Annotated in this window: 16 protein-coding genes, 1 tRNA gene and 1 riboswitch; of the genes, 6 read left to right on the top strand and 11 right to left on the bottom strand. The window is 68.8% G+C overall.

All coding sequences use genetic code 11. From position 1 onward, the window contains the following. Positions 1–150: 150 nt before the first annotated feature. The 5 genes from AC1RSI_RS05260 to metX form a co-directional block, all read right to left on the bottom strand. Positions 151–585, bottom strand: coding sequence for a growth inhibitor PemK (locus tag AC1RSI_RS05260; protein ID WP_154726392.1), 435 nt, complete (start codon positions 583–585; stop codon positions 151–153). 7 nt (positions 586–592) lie between these two features. Next, positions 593–850 (bottom strand): type II toxin-antitoxin system Phd/YefM family antitoxin, encoded by a 258-nt coding sequence (locus AC1RSI_RS05255; RefSeq protein ID WP_008262511.1) that lies wholly within the window; start codon positions 848–850, stop codon positions 593–595. A gap of 155 nt (positions 851–1,005) precedes the next feature. Continuing rightward, positions 1,006–1,080 (bottom strand) — tRNA-Glu (locus AC1RSI_RS05250). A gap of 52 nt (positions 1,081–1,132) precedes the next feature. After that, the gene (metB, locus tag AC1RSI_RS05245) at positions 1,133–2,317 is read right to left on the bottom strand and encodes a cystathionine gamma-synthase (RefSeq protein WP_154726391.1); all 1,185 of its coding nucleotides are present in this window, start codon (positions 2,315–2,317) and stop codon (positions 1,133–1,135) included. Then, entirely contained in the window at positions 2,314–3,354 is a 1,041-nt protein-coding gene (metX, locus tag AC1RSI_RS05240; protein WP_447941603.1) for a homoserine O-succinyltransferase MetX, read from the bottom strand. Before metX ends, metB begins: the two co-directional genes overlap by 4 nt. Positions 3,355–3,434: 80 nt before the next feature. Continuing rightward, positions 3,435–3,551: riboswitch (SAM riboswitch) on the bottom strand. A gap of 415 nt (positions 3,552–3,966) precedes the next feature. Between metX and AC1RSI_RS05235 the strand changes: the two genes are divergently transcribed. Both AC1RSI_RS05235 and thrB read left to right on the top strand, forming a co-directional pair. Beyond that, the gene (locus AC1RSI_RS05235; RefSeq protein ID WP_447941602.1) at positions 3,967–5,712 is read left to right on the top strand and encodes an amino acid kinase family protein; all 1,746 of its coding nucleotides are present in this window, start codon (positions 3,967–3,969) and stop codon (positions 5,710–5,712) included. Positions 5,713–5,715: 3 nt separating this feature from the next. Next, entirely contained in the window at positions 5,716–6,672 is a 957-nt protein-coding gene (thrB, locus tag AC1RSI_RS05230; RefSeq protein WP_008263476.1) for a homoserine kinase, read from the top strand. A gap of 421 nt (positions 6,673–7,093) precedes the next feature. Here the strand turns inward: thrB and AC1RSI_RS05225 are convergent, their stop codons facing one another. Both AC1RSI_RS05225 and AC1RSI_RS05220 read right to left on the bottom strand, forming a co-directional pair. Further along, positions 7,094–7,495: a hypothetical protein gene (locus tag AC1RSI_RS05225; protein ID WP_008264108.1), complete on the bottom strand. Its 402-nt coding sequence runs from the start codon at positions 7,493–7,495 to the stop codon at positions 7,094–7,096. Between the two features lie 169 nt (positions 7,496–7,664). Beyond that, a complete protein-coding gene (locus AC1RSI_RS05220; protein ID WP_154726998.1) occupies positions 7,665–8,429 on the bottom strand; it encodes an SDR family oxidoreductase in 765 nt (254 codons plus the stop codon). Between the two features lie 216 nt (positions 8,430–8,645). Between AC1RSI_RS05220 and AC1RSI_RS05215 the strand changes: the two genes are divergently transcribed. Continuing rightward, entirely contained in the window at positions 8,646–8,954 is a 309-nt protein-coding gene (locus AC1RSI_RS05215; protein ID WP_035310390.1) for a CsbD family protein, read from the top strand. A gap of 182 nt (positions 8,955–9,136) precedes the next feature. Here the strand turns inward: AC1RSI_RS05215 and thrC are convergent, their stop codons facing one another. Beyond that, positions 9,137–10,519 carry a threonine synthase gene (gene thrC / locus AC1RSI_RS05210; protein WP_154727081.1) on the bottom strand — a complete coding sequence of 461 codons (1,383 nt, stop codon included), beginning with the start codon at positions 10,517–10,519 and terminating at the stop codon, positions 9,137–9,139. Positions 10,520–10,707: 188 nt separating this feature from the next. On the opposite strand from thrC, the gene AC1RSI_RS05205 reads away from it, so the two are divergent. Continuing rightward, positions 10,708–11,655 (top strand): aspartyl protease family protein, encoded by a 948-nt coding sequence (locus AC1RSI_RS05205; protein ID WP_154727080.1) that lies wholly within the window; start codon positions 10,708–10,710, stop codon positions 11,653–11,655. 173 nt (positions 11,656–11,828) lie between these two features. On the opposite strand, the gene AC1RSI_RS05200 is transcribed toward AC1RSI_RS05205, so the two are convergent. Then, positions 11,829–12,575, bottom strand: a complete 747-nt coding sequence (locus AC1RSI_RS05200) for an SDR family oxidoreductase (RefSeq protein ID WP_154726745.1) — start codon at positions 12,573–12,575, stop codon at positions 11,829–11,831. Positions 12,576–12,685: 110 nt separating this feature from the next. On the opposite strand from AC1RSI_RS05200, the gene AC1RSI_RS05195 reads away from it, so the two are divergent. Further along, on the top strand, positions 12,686–13,090 hold the full coding sequence (locus AC1RSI_RS05195; protein WP_230307712.1) for a winged helix-turn-helix transcriptional regulator: 405 nt from the start codon (positions 12,686–12,688) through the stop codon (positions 13,088–13,090). A 58-nt stretch (positions 13,091–13,148) separates the two neighbouring features. Here AC1RSI_RS05195 and AC1RSI_RS05190 read toward each other — a convergent pair whose 3' ends face one another. Continuing rightward, complete coding sequence (locus tag AC1RSI_RS05190) at positions 13,149–13,694, bottom strand: GNAT family N-acetyltransferase (RefSeq protein WP_154726746.1); 546 nt, start codon at positions 13,692–13,694, stop codon at positions 13,149–13,151. A gap of 128 nt (positions 13,695–13,822) precedes the next feature. Beyond that, on the bottom strand, positions 13,823–14,152 hold the full coding sequence (locus AC1RSI_RS05185) for a DUF1491 family protein (protein ID WP_154726747.1): 330 nt from the start codon (positions 14,150–14,152) through the stop codon (positions 13,823–13,825). 56 nt (positions 14,153–14,208) lie between these two features. On the opposite strand from AC1RSI_RS05185, the gene AC1RSI_RS05180 reads away from it, so the two are divergent. Next, positions 14,209–15,081 carry a hypothetical protein gene (locus AC1RSI_RS05180; RefSeq protein ID WP_154726748.1) on the top strand — a complete coding sequence of 291 codons (873 nt, stop codon included), beginning with the start codon at positions 14,209–14,211 and terminating at the stop codon, positions 15,079–15,081.

Below are 15,081 nucleotides of genomic sequence, written 5' to 3'. Positions count from 1 at the left end.
TGGGGGGTCTGTGGATGAACCGCAGTCGCTGTGGATAGTTCCCGAGCGTGTCCGAAAAAAGGTCCGCGAATCGAAAGGCTTGCTGCCTCAATCTGGTCAAAGGGGTTGTGGATTGATTAACCGTGGTCGGAGGAATGCCGGGTCGGGCTGTCACGCCTTGCGATCCGCCGCCTTGAGTTTCCGCTGCCGGACAAGGTCCAGCATCGTCGCGCGAAGCCTGTCGTACAGGCCCTTGGGTATGAGGCCGTAAGCCCACTGTACGCCCGGCTTTACGGGAACAATGCCGGGATCGTCCCATGAGACGCTGTTGGCCTCGCTGGCGATGATATAGCTGCGCGCGTCATCCAGGCCGAGGTGCTGCCCGACCCGGTGCGGGATCTCGATGGCGACCGTGCCGGCCATCGGCGGGGAATGGGTGATCGGCGCGACCAGAATGTCCGTACCGCCCGTCGCCTTGCGAATGACGGCGGTGACGATCACGCAGGGCCGGGTCTTGGCGCCGTCCGCATAGCCTTTCTCGCGCTCGTGCGACCACAGGAAGTCGTAGCGGATCACCAGGCCGACGGTCGGTTCCGGCTTTTTCACGCGCGGTCTATTTGATCAAGGTCTCGAGCTTCGGATCGGCCTCGCCGTAGTCCGCCGCCTCAAGGGCCGCGGCCCATTCATCAGGGAGGTCTTGCGTCGCATAGGCCTGGCGCGTGTCGCGCGCCTTCAGCCGCTCATATTCTTCGATATCGAGCAGCACCCGCGCGGGGCGGCGATGCTTGGTGATGAGCACCGGCTCCTTGCCGGATTGCTCAATATAGAGCCCCGCCCGCGTCTGGAATTCCGTCGCACTGACTTCTCGCACGAATTCCTCCTGGGGGCGGCTGAGATGTCCCGATATTAGCTATTTTGCTGATAATGGCAAATCTTGACCGAGCAGCGCGGTCTGGCTTTGCCGTTTTGATATGTCGGTAGGCAAGAGGGCGGCGGCGCACCCGCCTGCAAACGCCTTAAACCCGGTGGCAGTCCCTAGGGGAGTCGAACCCCTCTTTTCAGGTTGAAAACCTGACGTCCTAACCGATAGACGAAGGGACCGCGGCCGGGGCGGCGCATTTGCCCCGGTTCGGCCCCCTCTGCAAGCAAAAAATCAGGCGGCCTGCGCCTTCGCCGGGATGACGGCGTCCAGGGCCGGGAACAGGTCGGCGATCAGGTCCTCGACATGCTCCAGCCCGACCGACAGCCGCACCAGGCCGTCGCTTATGCCGGCGGTGGCGCGCTGTTCGGGCGTCATGGCGGCGTGGGTCATGGTGGCGGGGTGGGCGATCAGGCTTTCGACCCCGCCCAGGGATTCGGCCAGGGTGAAGATCTCCAGCGTCTCGACCAGGTCGCGCACGGCCTCGGTCCCGCCTTCCAGCTCGAAGCTGAGCATGGCGCCCGGTCCCGCCTGTTGCGCGGCGACCAGGGCGTGGTTGGGGTGGGACGCCAGGCCGGGATAGTGGACGACCTTGACCGCCGGGTGGGCGGCCAGCCGTTCGGCGATCTTGCCCGCCGTGGCCTGTTGCCGCTCGATCCGGGCGAACAGGGTCCGCACCCCGCGCAGGGTCAGATAGGCGTCGAAGGGCGAGCCGGTCACGCCGGTGCAGTTGGCCCACCAGGCCAGGGTCTGATGATCCTCGGCGTCGGCCGAGATCACGGCGCCGCCGACCACGTCGGAATGGCCGTTGATGAACTTGGTCGTCGAGTGAACGACGAAGTCGGCGCCCAGCTTGATCGGGTTCTGCAGCGCCGGCGACAGGAAGGTGTTGTCGCACACCACCTTGGCCCCGGCCGCATGGGCGCGGGCGCAGATCTCGGCCACGTCCACCAGCCGCAGCAGGGGGTTGGACGGGGTCTCGACCAGGACCAGTTTGGGCTTCAGCGCCAGGGCGGCCTCGAAGGCGACAGGATCGCCCTGATCGACCAGCAGCAGGTCGAAATGGCCCTTCCTGGCGCGGGCGTTCAGCAGGCGGCAGGTGCCGCCGTAACAGTCGTGCGGCGCGATCAGCAGGTCGCCCGGCTCCAGCAGGGCCAGGGGCAGATCGACCGCCGCCATGCCGGTGGCGGTGATGACGCAGCCGGCGCCGCTCTCCAGCTCGGCCAGGGTCTCGGCCAGGACGTCGCGGGTCGGATTGCCCGAGCGGCTGTAGTCGTATTTCCGCTTCTGCTCGAAACCGGCGAAGGAATAGTTGGACGACAGATAGAGCGGCGGCATGACCGCGCCGTGGGCCGTGTCCGTATCCACGCCCGTTCGGGCGGCGATGGTGTGCGGGTCGGCAGGGCGGCGGGCAGTCATGCTTTGATGTCCTTGAAAGCGGCGCGGAGGATGTCGCCGACGAAGGCGTCCTCCTTCAGAAAGGCGTCGTGGCCATACAGGGAGGGCGCCTCGACGAAGCGCCACAGGGTCGGCAACCGCGCGGCCAGTTCGCGGATGTCGTCGATCGGCACCAGCCGGTCGGAGGTGAAGCCGATCAGGGTGACGGGGGTGGTGATGGCCTCGGGCGTTACACTGTGGCGGTCCAGGGAATCGGACATCGACAGCCAGCGGGCCGGGGTGGTGTGGGTGCGATAGGCCTGGCCCCGCGCCGTCAGATAGTCGCAGACGGGATAGGCGCCGCCGACCGCGTCTGGCGCGGTGGTCTCGAACCGGTCGTTGAACTCTTCGGCCGTGCGATAGGTGGTCATGGCCAGTTCGCGGGCCAGGGCCACGCCTTCTTCCGGGCGGCCGGCGGCGACGGCGAACTGAAGGATGCGGCGCTGGATGCCGCGCCAGGCGGTGGCCTGGGGGTGGGCGCGGTGGGCGGCCGAGACCACGATCAGCTGCTCGGCCCAGTCGGGATACAGTTCGGCGAAGGCCAGACCGACCATGCCGCCGTAGGAGCAGCCGACGAAGGCGGCGACCCGCTCGACCTTCAGGTGGTTCAGCACCAGGGCCAGCAGGCGGGCCTGGTCGTGGGTGGTGATGGTGACGGGGGTGTCCGAGAACTCGGCGCCGGGCGCGAAATCGACGGCCAGCACCTGGAGGCGGGACAGGTCGATGGGGCCGCGCACCGACACGGCGCCCGACCACCAGCCCAGGCCGTTGGTCTCGGTGCGGTGGACGAACCGGCCGGCCGAGATGCCGCCGGCGACGACGACGACGGGGGCGCCGGCGCGGCCGTGGATGCGGCCCACGATATTGGGCTGGCTCAGTTTTTCGCCCGAGGCCAGGCGGAAGTCGGCGGGAATGGAGACGATGACGTCGCGGGCGCCGCCGCGTTCACGAACGGGCGCAGCCGAGGGCGTGGGCCGACAGGCGGGCTCTTCAAGCAGGGATGTTTCAGCCAGGGTCATCAATCGTCTTCCGCATCGGTCTCGCCTCAGCAAGGCTCGATGCGGTGACAGATCGTGGAGCGTCGACTCGACCGATGCTCCACTCATCTCTCGCGACCCCGAAGGACCCCGCAGGAGTTGGCACCGTTTCGGGTGGTGAAACCCGATGGTTGCCCCGGCGTCAAAGGGCCTAATCCCTCAGCCGGTCTTGATGAGTGACTTTACGTTGATGAAACCCATGGCGCCGGTCAAGCGAAAAATTCGACCCCGGCCGCGACGGACGTTGCGGATGTCGGGCTTGAATCGGACCAAAAACCGTCTGTCGTGAAAAAATCATCCAATGCGACTTGACAGTGTGGGGGCGCCCCGACCACCCTAGGGGCAGATTTCAACCGGACCAGCCCTGTGCAACAGCGCTTCCTCATCGCCGAACTTTCGACCGTCGCCGGCCTCGCCGCGACGGGCTTCGGCATGATTACCACCGGCGGAACCACCACCATCACCATGCCCTCACGGGCGGGACGAGTTTAGCGCGCCGAACCCCGGCAACCGCAGAACCCGAACCCCGCCCGGTCCGCCTGGCGGGGTTTTTCTATTCACCCCACCCCTTCCGAACATTCCCGAGAAACCCCAATGTCCGCCTCCCTCGCCGTCGTAGAGAAATCCGAGAACCCCGATCCCAGCAGTCGGCCCGCCGCAGCCGCCGCCGAAGTGGTGGTGCTGAAGTTCGGCTCGTCCATCCTGCGCAGCCCGGCGGAGGCGCCGCTGGTGGCCTCGGCCGTCTATGGCCATGTGCGGGCGGGGCGGAAGGTGGTGGCGGTGGTCTCGGCCTTCGGCGGGGCGACGGACCAGATGCTGGGCGAGGCGCGAGCGCTGGGCCTGGCCCATTCCAACGACCTGCTGCCCGGCTATGTGGCCCTGGGGGAGGAGAAGTCGGCGGCCCTGGTGGCCATCGCCTGCGACCGGATCGGCCTGGACGCCTGCGCCCTGTCAGTGCGGGAACTGGGCATCGTCGCCGAGGGCGAGCCGGAGCATTCGCGCCCCTGCGGCCTGCGGCCCGACCATCTGAAACAGGCGCTGGACCGGCACGAGGTGGTGGTGGTGCCCGGCTTCGGCGCGGTGCGGCCGGACGGGCGGATCGCCCTCTTGGGCCGGGGCGGTTCGGACCTGACGGCGGTCTTCCTGGCGGCGGAACTGGGCCTGAAGAAGGTGCGTCTGGTGAAGGATGTCGACGGCCTGTACGACCATGATCCGAACGATCGGACGGCCCCGGCCCTGCGCTATCGCCGGGCGTCCTGGGACGTGGCGCGCAAGCTGGGCGGCGCCCTGGTCCAGCACGACGCCATCGATCTGGGCGAGAGCCGGGGCGTGGAGATCGAGGTCGCGGCTCTGGATCGGGCCGACGGCACGGTCATCGGCAAGAAGTCGGCCCCGCCCGGACCGGCCCCGGCCCTGCCGCCGCTGAAGGTGGCGGTCGCCGGCTGCGGCGTGGTGGGCGGCGGGGTACTGGCCCGGCTGCTCAGCGACCCGCGCTATGACGTGGTCGGGGTGCTGGTGCGCGATCCGAAGAAGGTCCGCGACGTCGCCTGTCCCCAGTCCCTGTTCACCGCCGATCCGGCCGTCCTCTGGGCCAAGAAGCCGGACATCGTGCTGGAGGCCCTGTCGGAAGGCGAGGCGGGCCATGCGGTCATCCGCGCCGCGCTGGAGGCCGGCTGCGACGTGGCCAGCGCCAACAAACAGGCGGTCAGCCGCGATCCCGGCGGCCTGCAGGACCTGGCCAAGGCCCATGGCCGGCGGATCTTCTGGTCGGCCTCGGTCGGGGGCGGCGCGCCGATGATCGAGACGGTGCGGGCGGCCCGCGCGGCCGGCGAGGTGGTCGGGTTCGAGGCGGTGCTGAACGGCACGGTCAACTTCATGCTGGAGCGGCTGGGCGACGGCGCGGCCTTCGCCGAGGCCCTGGCCGACGCCCGGGCGGCGGGCTTCGCCGAGGAGGATCCGTCGGCGGACCTGGAGGGTCTGGACGCCGCCGCCAAGGTGCGGCTGCTGTGCCACGAGGCCTTCGGCCGTTCGCCCGAGGGCGAGGTGCCGCGCGACCATCTGTCCGAGGCTACATCGGCCGACGGCGGGGTGCGCCAGATCGGCGCCGCCCATCTGAAGGACGGGGTCATCGCGCCGTCGGTCAGGCTGACGGGCGAACACGGCGACCCGCTGTTCTCCAGCCTGCGCGGCGAGGGCAATGCGCTGAAGGTTTACGGCGCCGACGGTCGGGTGTGGCGTTGCCGGGGCCGAGGCGCCGGCCGCTGGTCCACGACCGAGAGCATCATGGCCGATCTGGCCGAGATCGTGCGCGCCCGCCGCGCCGACGCGGGCCTGAACTAGGCCATGGCCGTCTTCACCCCCGTTTCGCTGGACGAGGCCCGGCGGTTCCTGGCCGGCTACGACCTGGGCGAGGTGGTCGAACTGACCGCCATCGCCGAGGGGGTGGAGAACACCAATTACCGGCTGGAGACCCGGCAGGGGGCAGCCCGCCGGCGGTTCGTCCTGACCCTGTTCGAGGCGCGGACGGACGAGGCGTCGCTGCCGTTTTGCCTTGGGCTGACGGCCCATCTGGCGGGGCGGGGCTTTCCTTGTCCGACCCCGATCGAGGACCGGTCGGGCGGCTGGCTGGGGCGGCTGAACGGCCGGGCGGCGGCGGTGATAGAATGGAAGACCGGCGCCTGGCTGCTCCACCCGTCGGAAGCCGATCAGGCGGCGGCGGGGGCGGTGCTGGCGCGGCTGCACCAGACGGCGGCCGGGTTCGCCGGGCGGCGGGAGAACCCGGTTGGTCCGGCCATGTGGCGACGGCTGGCGGACCGGTGCGCGGCGGGGGCCTCGGGCGAGGACCGGGCGCTGCTGGACCAGGTCGAGGCGGCGCTGGCGCGGCTGGATGATCCGTTTACGGATGATCTGCCCGTCGGGCCGATCCATGCCGACTATTTCCCCGACAATATCCTGTTCGAAGAGGGGGCGGTGTCGGCGGTGATCGACTTCTATTTCGGCTGCACCGGGCCGCTGGTCTACGATCTGGCCATCGCCCTGTCGGCCTGGGGCTTCGACGCTGAGGGCCGACCGATGCCCGACGCCCTGGCCGCCTTCCAGCGCGGCTATGAGGCGGTGCGGCCGCTGAGCGAGGCCGAGCGCGCGGCCCTGCCGCGACTGGGCGAGGCGGCGGCCCTGAGGTTCACCGTCACCCGCCTGCACGATCGCATCTTCCACGACCCCTCCAAACTGGTCACGCCCAAGGACCCGGCGGTCTTCCTGCGTCGCATGGACCACTGGCGGGCGCTGGAGACGGCCTGATTAGACTCAAAAAATGGAGTCTATTTTCGTCCAGTGTTTCGCGCGGCGGTGAAATTGCACCGGGCGGAAAAGACGGTGCAATGTGCAAAGTGCAGTTTCGCCGGGGCGGCTGGGGTTCAGTTCTCAAAGACCGTGCGAGGAGTATGGCACGGTTTTGAAGGGCGTTAGGTTGAAGCCTGTTTCAGGCGCCAGGGCGCTGAAAATGCGCACAGTGTGGTCGCGGAATTGGGATAGCTGACAGCTCCGGTCCTGCTCACGCTTCGACTTCAATCTGTCTCCTCCCCGCTTGTGGGGAGGGGCCCCGAGGGGGTGAAGGGGCTCTTTCCGCGCCACCGAATCCGAGTTCAGAACCCCTCCGTCACGGCGCCGACGAGGCTCGCGCCACCTCCCCACGAGGTCGGAAGGAGACCTTGGAAGAGGGTCACCCTTGTCCGGGATTGGGCAGGCAGGCGGGGTCGACAATGTCCTGGTCCTGGACGCGATAGCCGCCCAGATCGTCCCGGACGATCAACAGGGCTTTCTGAGTCCTGTAGCTCCCGCTATTCAGCGCCTGATCATAGAAGCAGGCAACGACGCCGTCGGGCGTGGATCGCAGTATTTTCAGGCCGAGCCGCCATCTGTTGCCCGTCCGCTGCAAGCTGGCGACATCGTCTTCCACCGTCAGATTCGAGAAGGACCAGTCGGCGGGACGTCGCAGGCCTTCCGCTCGGGATGGGCCCGTCGAGTTCCGGAAGGACGTCAGGTCGAGACCTTGAAGAATCTCAGCCGCAGAAGGCGCGGCCTGAACAGATATGAAGGCCGCTACGGCGGCGGGGAACAACATGGCCAAGGTTCCTGATCGCCGCGAACAGGCGGCTTTGCATGTTGTCCGATCTTCCGGATTTGACAAGTTCGATGAACTTTGGCGGCCCGGCCTCGCGTCGGGCCCCACCCGCTTCGCTGCGGGCGCAACCCCTCCCCTTGACGGGGAGAGGCGATCAACACGGGCCCGATCAGGTCCGGCAAATCGACACGCCGCCGTCCACCAGGGTCGCCGTTCCGGTCATGAAACTGGAGGCGTCGGAGGCGAGGAAGGCGGCCGCGCGAGCGATTTCTTCGGGTTGGGCGATCCGTTTGAGGGCGTAGAGCCCAGATATGAAGTCGAGGGCTGCGGGTGTGTCGGCAACGCTGCGGCCCATCGGGGTGTCTGCGCCGCCACAAACAAGGGCGTTGGCGCGGATCTTCTGCGCACCGAATTCGGTTGCGACGACCTGGGTCAGACCGATCAGTCCGGCCTTGGAGGCGGCATAGGCCGCCATGCCCGGAAATCCGACGGTGTGGCCGACGAAGGTCGAGGTGAAGATGATCGAACCGCCGCCGCGCGCCTGCATGGCGGGAATCTGATGCTTGGCGCACAGAAAGGCGCCGGTCAGGTTGACGTCGAGAGCGTCGCGCCAGCCGGAGACGGACAGGTCCGGCGTCGGCGCCATCTCGGAGAGGATCCCGGCGTTGTTGAAGGCGATGTCCAGGCCGCCGAACCGGTTCTTTGCCGCCTGGACCATGGCGACGGCCGTCGCTTCGTCACGGACGTCGCCGACGACCGAGACCGCTTCGCCGCCTTCGGCCTCGATCATCGTGACCAGGTCGGCGAGTTCGGCGTCACGACGGCCGGAGACCACGAGCTTGGCGCCGAGCGTGGCGAACAGTCGGGCGGCGGCGTGACCTATGCCCGAACTGGCGCCCGTCACGACGGCGACTTTGTCTTTGAGCTGATACATGGAGAATTCCCGTTGCAAATGAAGGCTGCCCCGCAGTCGTCGGGGCAACTGGATTTTGCCCCGAGCGCCTGGCGAAGGCTGGCGGGAACCGGCTGTCGGATCGAAAAGCCGAACAGCCGCGCCTGCGCCGCCTTGTCGCTGGAACGGAAGCGGGTTCCGGGATTTTCTTGGTTACGCGGCCATGAGGGTCGCGCTCCCCGAGGACGAGATTTCAATATGACCGACGAACGGATCGAGGGCGCCGCGTATGAGGCGACCGGTAAGACGAAAAAGGGTTTCGGCAAGCTGGTCGGCGACCAGAAGCTGCAGGTCGAAGGGGCGTTCGAGGACGCCAAGGGCCGGTCGCTGGACACCTTCGGCAAGGCGATGGACGCGGTGGATCGGCTGGTCGAGAAGACCCCGGTCGATTATCGCGACAAGGCGCGGGCCGTGGCCGGCGAAGCGCGCAAGCGGCCGCTGGTGACGACCCTGTCGGTGGCGGGCGTCGGCCTGATGCTGCTCGGGATGCTGACGCGGCGGCGGTAGGTAATAAAACGCTCTCCCTCCCCCCTGCGGGGGAGGGGGGCGAAGCGACGCGGAGCCGGGTGGGGCGGGCAAGGCAAGGGCCCACAGATATCTGTTAGATTGGGGCGGTGCGTTGTCGCCCTGCCGCCCCCACCCCGTCGCTGCGCGACGCCCCTCCCCCGCGGGGGAGGGAGATTTATGGGTCAGCGCGCGCGGACCGCGGCCAGGGCCGCGTCCATCGTGCCGTCGATGATCGTCATCCGTTCGGCCTGGTCGCCCAGGGCGGCGATGACGGGCGCGGGTTCGGGTTCGAAGCCGAGGACGGCGGAGACGAAGGCGCCGAACTTGGACGGGTGGGCGGTGGACAGGGCGACGACCGGGCCGGTCGAGCGATCGACGCGGCGGGCGGCGGCCAGCGCAACAGCCGTATGCGGGCAGACGACGCGGCCCCAGGTCTCATAGGCGTGAGCGATCTCGGCGCGGGTTTCCATCTCATCGACCGAGACGGCCGAGACGGCGGCGCGCAGGGCGGCCAGCAGGTCGGGATCGAAGGCGACGGCGCCGTCGCGGGCGAAGGTTTCGAACACCGCGCGGGTGCGGTCGCCGTCGCGGCCGGTGGCCTCATAGACCAGGCGTTCGAAGTTTGACGGGGCCTGGACGTCCATGGAGACGCTGCCGCTTTCGACCGCCGGACGGCGTGAGTAAATGCCGTCATTGATGGCGCGGGCCAGGGCGTCGTTCTGGTTCACCGCGGCGACGAAGCCGTTGCACGGCAGACCCATTTTCGTGGCGGCGATGCCGGCGAAGGCGTCGCCGAAATTGCCGGTGGGGACGACGAAGGTGGCCGGGCCGCCCAGCTGGGCCGTGGCCGAGACATAATAGGGGATCTGGCCGGCCAGCCGGGCCCAGTTGATCGAATTGACCGAGGACAGACGGCCGCGTTCGCGCAGGGACTCCTCGGCCAGCAGGCCCTTCACCAGGCGCTGGCAGTCGTCGAAGTCGCCACGCACGGCCAGGTTCAGCACATTGTCGGCCTGAACCGTCGTCATCTGCTTGCGCTGCACCGGCGAGACGCGATCCAGCGGATGGAGCACGACCAGATCGACCGACTGGGCGCCGGCGAAGGCGCGGACGGCGGCGGCGCCGGTGTCGCCCGAGGTGGCGGTGAGGATGGTCAGACGCTCGCCCGAGGCGGCCAGGGCCTCGTCCGTCAGGGCGGCGACCAGCTGCATCGCCAGGTCCTTGAAGGCGGCGGTGGGGCCGTGGAACAGTTCCAGCACGAACAGGCCGGGCTCCAGCTCGACCAGGGGGGTGACGGCCGGGTGGGCGAAGCCGGCGGCCAGGCGGTCCAGGGCGCGGTCGAGCGCGCCGGCGGGCAGGGCGTCGCCGATGAAGGGTGCGACGGCGGCCAGGGCGATGGACTTGTAGTCGGCGGTCGCATCCCAGGCCGAGGGTGACAACGTCGGCCAGGCGGCCGGCATATAGAGGCCCCCGTCGGGGGCGATGCCGCGCAGCAGGGCGTCGGCGAAGTCGGTCTCGGGGGCCTGACCGCGGGTGGAGACGTAACGGGCGCTGGAGGTGCTCATGATGGTCTGGTCGTAACCAGCCGGGGCGGCGTCGTCACCCGGTTTCTGGTCGTTCGGGGGAGGAAATTGTCGGGTGGGCGGCGAAGATGCGCCCGTGCGACAAATTCATGCCGCCTGGGCGCTCGGGCGTGCCCCTGCGACCATCGTCCCCGCTGGCGCCTGAGCGCGGGACGGTCCATGTCTGGGGGATGAGACGACGCGATCTTCTGATCCGGCTGGGCCTGGTCGCCGGCGCCGTGGGCGGGGCCTGGTGGCTGCGCGACCATGTGTTGTGGAAGGCGCCGGGCGTCGGGTTTCCGGCGGACGGCGCGTCGGGCTGGCTGGATTACGCCGCACGCCGCGCCGTCACCCCGACGGTCGCCGTGACGGTCAACGGAACCCCGGTGCGGGCCCTGGTCGATTCCGGCGCCCAGTATTCGGTGATCGACCGGTCGTTGGTCCAGACCCTGGGGCTGACCGATGTCTTCAATATTCCCATGGTGGCCTACGGCGTCGGGGGCGAGCCGCAGATGGGACGGGGCGCGGCCCTGGATGTCGAGGTCGGGCGGCTGAGGCTGGACGGGTTGCGGGCGGCGATCCTGGACCTGGGGCCGCTGGCGGGCGATCAGGGGCTGGGCGCGCCGCTGATCCTGGGGCAGGACGTGCTGCGCGAACTGGTGCTGGAGCTGGACACGGGGCGACGGCGGATGCGGTTCCTGAAGCACGAGGTCTGGACGCCGACCCCGGACATGGCCGCCGTCGCCGTGACCCGGGCGGGCAAGGCCTTGCAGGCGGGGATCACGGTCGAGGGGGCGACGGTGGAGGCGGTGATCGACACCGGCGCCTCGGCCGTTCTGGCCGTGACGCGCGAGACGGCCCAGGCGGCGGGCCTGCTGGACGGGCGTGAACGGCGGCCGGGGCAGAGCCTGGTGCTGGGCGGGGTGGTGCGGGCCGAGGCGGTGACGGTCCGCACACTGACGTTCGCCGACGAGCTGTACCGCAATGCGGAGGTGGCCATCTATGACGACGTGCCCGTGCCGGGCTTTCCCAAGGCCCTGATCGGCATGGGGGCGTTCGAGGATCGGCGGCTGGCGCTGGACCTGGGCGGGCCGCGCCTGTTCATGTCGCGGCCCCTGGAGATCACGGTGGGAGAGTAGAAGGGAAGCTCTCCCTCCCCCTGCGGGGGAGGGGCGTCGCGCCAGCGACGGGGTGGGGGCGGCAGGGCGCGGGCGCACCTGTTTTTGCAAGCCTGTGATGCGTCGCCCGGCCCTTCCCACCCGGCTTCGGCTCCTCCTCCGCCCCCCCTCCCCCGCAGGGGGAGGGAGAGGCCTCAGCCGTTCAGCATCTCGAACACCGCTGCGTAGCCGTTCGCCTCGGCGAAGCGCAGGGGCTTGACCCGTTCGACCAGGATCTCGCCGCGCGGGGTGTCGCCGCTTTCGATCAGGCCGATCACCTCGGCCGTATAGTCGGCCAGGGGCATGGAGGCGGGGTTTTCGGCATGGCCCGGCATCAGGTCGGTGGCGACGCCGGGCGGGGCCAGTTCCAGCACCTCGACGGCGGTGTCCCGCAGTTGATGGCGCAGGGACTCGGTCCAGGAGTGGATGGCCGCCTTGGTGGCGTTGTAGGTCGGGGTCGCCGCCAGGGGGATGAAGGCCAGGCCGGAGGTGACGGTCATGATCGTCGCGGCGGGCTGGGCCTGCAGATGGGGCAGCAAGGCCGCCGTCAGGCGGATCGGGCCCAGCAGATTGGTGGCGATGGTCGCCTCGACGGTCGCGAAGTCGAAGGGGCGGGCCTTCAGGTCCTCGACCTTCATGATCCCGGCGTTCAGGATGACCGCGTTCAGGGCCGGGTGATCCCTGACCACCTGTTCGCCGAAGGCGGCGACGGCGGCGGGATCGGCGACGTCCAGGGCGGCCCAGGCCATGCCGGGATTGGCGGCGGCGACGTCCTTCAGCACGTCTTCGCGACGGCCGGTGATGATGATCTGATTGCCGCGGGCGTGCAGGGCCTCGGCCAGGGCGCGGCCGATGCCGGTGCCGCCGCCGGTGATCAGGATGGTGTTTCCGCTGATGTTCATGGGGCTCTCCTCAGGGGTGCGTCAGTGCGGAAACTCAGTTATGACGGTCACTCTCCATTGGAAAGTAGGTACTGGAAACCGCCATACTTACCGCGAAGGAAGAAATGGACATGACGGCTGTTCCGCCCGCAAGAATTTCACACCCCGAGACCGGCGAGGTCGCCGATCCGCGCGTCGAGGCCCTGGTCAACGAGGTGATCGGCCGGGTGGCCGACAAGTGGACCATGCTGATCCTGGAGGTCCTGGCCGAACACGGCGAGACCCGGTTCACGCGCGTGGGCGAACTGGTCGGCGGCATCAGCCAGAAGATGCTGACCCAGACCCTGCGTCAGATGGAGCGCGACGGCCTGGTGGTGCGCACGGTCCATCCGGTCATCCCGCCCAAGGTCGAATACCGGCTGACCGACCTGGGCTTCACCCTGGCCGAGGCGTTTTGCGGGGTGTGGACGTGGGCGGAGAAGAACATCGACCGGATCGAGGCGGCGCGGGCGGCGTTCGACGCGCGGAAGGGATAGGGGCCGATCCAGAGCGGGCGACGCAAGGTCCGAGAGGGAGCTGTCCACCCCCACCTGCTCAAAGCTCTGAACTTGACGCTCTCATGATCTTTTCGAACTGAAAAGCGTCCCCGTCTCCGGGAAGATCGTCTTGCGCCTCAGGATTGTTAGGGTCGGAGTGGTATTTGTTGAAGAACTCGATGATCCTGAAGCCGCACTTGTTGACGTAGAAGTGGATGTTTCGCTTCTCGAAATACGGGGTGTGCGTCTGCCAGGCGATCGTCTCGGGAAAACGGTCCTCGATGGCGCGCCAGGCCTTGAGGCCGAGCCCCCGACCCTCCTCGCCGACCTTCAGGAAAAAGAGGTCGAGAGAGTTGCGGTGGGTCACGGGGTCGATTGTGACGACGGCGCCGCCGACCTTCCGGCCATCGCACAATATGCGCAGCGCCACCGCGCCAGGGGATTTGACGGCGCCGTCCAACACCTCGTCCGAGGGGATCGGCCCATCTGGAAGATCGCCGAACTCATCGACGACCGCCACTGCGAACGCGTCCTGCAGCTCTTTCTTGAAGATCGCGAACTCGGCGGGATCGGCTTCGGCGAGGGTGATCGTTTCGCTGGTCATTCGGAGGCCTTACACCGCAATCGCATGCAAATTGAGTCTGCCAGAGGGTCGGTTTATGAAACAGGCGTCCGCCATAGAACCAGACCCTCGCGACCGCTGAGGAGAAAGCGGCCGGGTGATTTCGCGCCTTAGCCCTGCACCTTCTCGGTGATGAAGTGGCGGCCCTGTCTGTCTTCGATCTCGACCACCCAGAGGTCGGGGTCGTAGGTGCGCTGGCGGGCGATATAGGCGTCCAGTTCGGATTCGCTGTCGCTGGTCACCGGCTGGATCCACAGGGGTTCACCGTCGTTTCCGAAGGCCTCGGTGTAGAGTTTGGCGGTGCGGGTCGCGGTGTCGTAGGCCTTGACGATGACCGAGCCGGCGCGGTCGTCGCCCTTCTTGACCACGGTGGCGTAGGCGCCCTCGAGCTCGGCGCGGCGGATCAGGGCGCTGACCCACAGGTCGCTGGATAGAAGCAATTCGCTAACCCTGTACGGAAACCAGACCCAAAGGCGGGACGTGCCAGGGTCAGGGGATGAGAATAGGCTCTTCCACCCGGCGAACCCAAGCCCTGATCGCCGCCGCCCTGATCGCCGCCCCGGTCGCGGCGGGTCCGGGCATGGCGGGCGCGGCGCCGGCGGATCGATACTATGAGCGCAGCTTCGTCCTGGCCGCCAACGCCCGCTGCGGCCTGTTCCAGCCCCAGCTGACCGCCGCCCTGACCGCCGCCGCCTGGCAGGCGCGGGGCGCGGCCCTGCGCGCAGGCGGCAATGACCGAGACCTGGCCGAGACGGCGGCGCGGGCGCGGGCGCGGGCGGCGGCGACCCGGTGCGACTCCCCCGATCTGAAGACGGTCAGCGGCCGGGTGCGCGACGCCTTCTCCGGCTGGTCGCGGATGGCGCGGATGAATTTTCCCGGCGAACGGGCGGGCTGGAGCGCTGATCGCGCCGCCTACGCCCGGCCCACCTGGCGGCTGATGCAGGCGACGCGGACCGGCGCCTCGCCGGTGCGGTTCGGCATGGTCGGCGGGATGGGCCGGTCGGACCAGCTGGCGGCCGTGGTGTCCTGGCAGGGCCGGTCACGGCCGACCGGGGTGCGGATCGTCATGCGCGACGCGACCGTGGCGCCGCGGCCCTGGCTGGCGCGCGAACTGCCGCCCCAGACCCAGCGCCGCGCCGTCTGGGCCTCGGGCGTCTCGGCGGCGGACGCCGGCCTGCTGGTCGAGGGGCGAGAGGCGGGCCAGATGTGGGTCTTCCCGACCTCGGCGGCCGATGCCCTGTCGGCCCTGGATCCGCGCGAGATCTTCACCGTCGAATTCCTGTTCCGCGACGGCAGCGTGGCCCGCTCGACCTTCGAGACCGGCGACTTCGCCGCCGGCCGCGCCTTCCTGTCGATGGGGCAGACCTAG

The organism is Brevundimonas sp. GW821-FHT10E09 (assembly GCF_058809375.1).
This window is presented reverse-complemented; position numbering and strand designations above follow the sequence as displayed.

Bases quoted from the DNA above. Each gene is read 5' to 3' on its own strand.
- AC1RSI_RS05200 (WP_154726745.1), bottom strand. From the start codon at position 12,575: ATGAACATCAGCGGAAACACCATCCTGATCACCGGCGGCGGCACCGGC.
- AC1RSI_RS05180 (WP_154726748.1), top strand. From the start codon at position 14,209: ATGAGAATAGGCTCTTCCACCCGGCGAACCCAAGCCCTGATCGCCGCC.
- AC1RSI_RS05235 (WP_447941602.1), top strand. From the start codon at position 3,967: ATGTCCGCCTCCCTCGCCGTCGTAGAGAAATCCGAGAACCCCGATCCC.
- AC1RSI_RS05195 (WP_230307712.1), top strand. From the start codon at position 12,686: ATGACGGCTGTTCCGCCCGCAAGAATTTCACACCCCGAGACCGGCGAG.
- thrB (WP_008263476.1), top strand. From the start codon at position 5,716: ATGGCCGTCTTCACCCCCGTTTCGCTGGACGAGGCCCGGCGGTTCCTG.
- AC1RSI_RS05225 (WP_008264108.1), bottom strand. From the start codon at position 7,495: ATGTTGTTCCCCGCCGCCGTAGCGGCCTTCATATCTGTTCAGGCCGCG.
- metB (WP_154726391.1), bottom strand. From the start codon at position 2,317: ATGACTGCCCGCCGCCCTGCCGACCCGCACACCATCGCCGCCCGAACG.
- AC1RSI_RS05205 (WP_154727080.1), top strand. From the start codon at position 10,708: ATGAGACGACGCGATCTTCTGATCCGGCTGGGCCTGGTCGCCGGCGCC.
- metX (WP_447941603.1), bottom strand. From the start codon at position 3,354: ATGACCCTGGCTGAAACATCCCTGCTTGAAGAGCCCGCCTGTCGGCCC.
- thrC (WP_154727081.1), bottom strand. From the start codon at position 10,519: ATGAGCACCTCCAGCGCCCGTTACGTCTCCACCCGCGGTCAGGCCCCC.
- AC1RSI_RS05215 (WP_035310390.1), top strand. From the start codon at position 8,646: ATGACCGACGAACGGATCGAGGGCGCCGCGTATGAGGCGACCGGTAAG.
- AC1RSI_RS05220 (WP_154726998.1), bottom strand. From the start codon at position 8,429: ATGTATCAGCTCAAAGACAAAGTCGCCGTCGTGACGGGCGCCAGTTCG.
- AC1RSI_RS05190 (WP_154726746.1), bottom strand. From the start codon at position 13,694: ATGACCAGCGAAACGATCACCCTCGCCGAAGCCGATCCCGCCGAGTTC.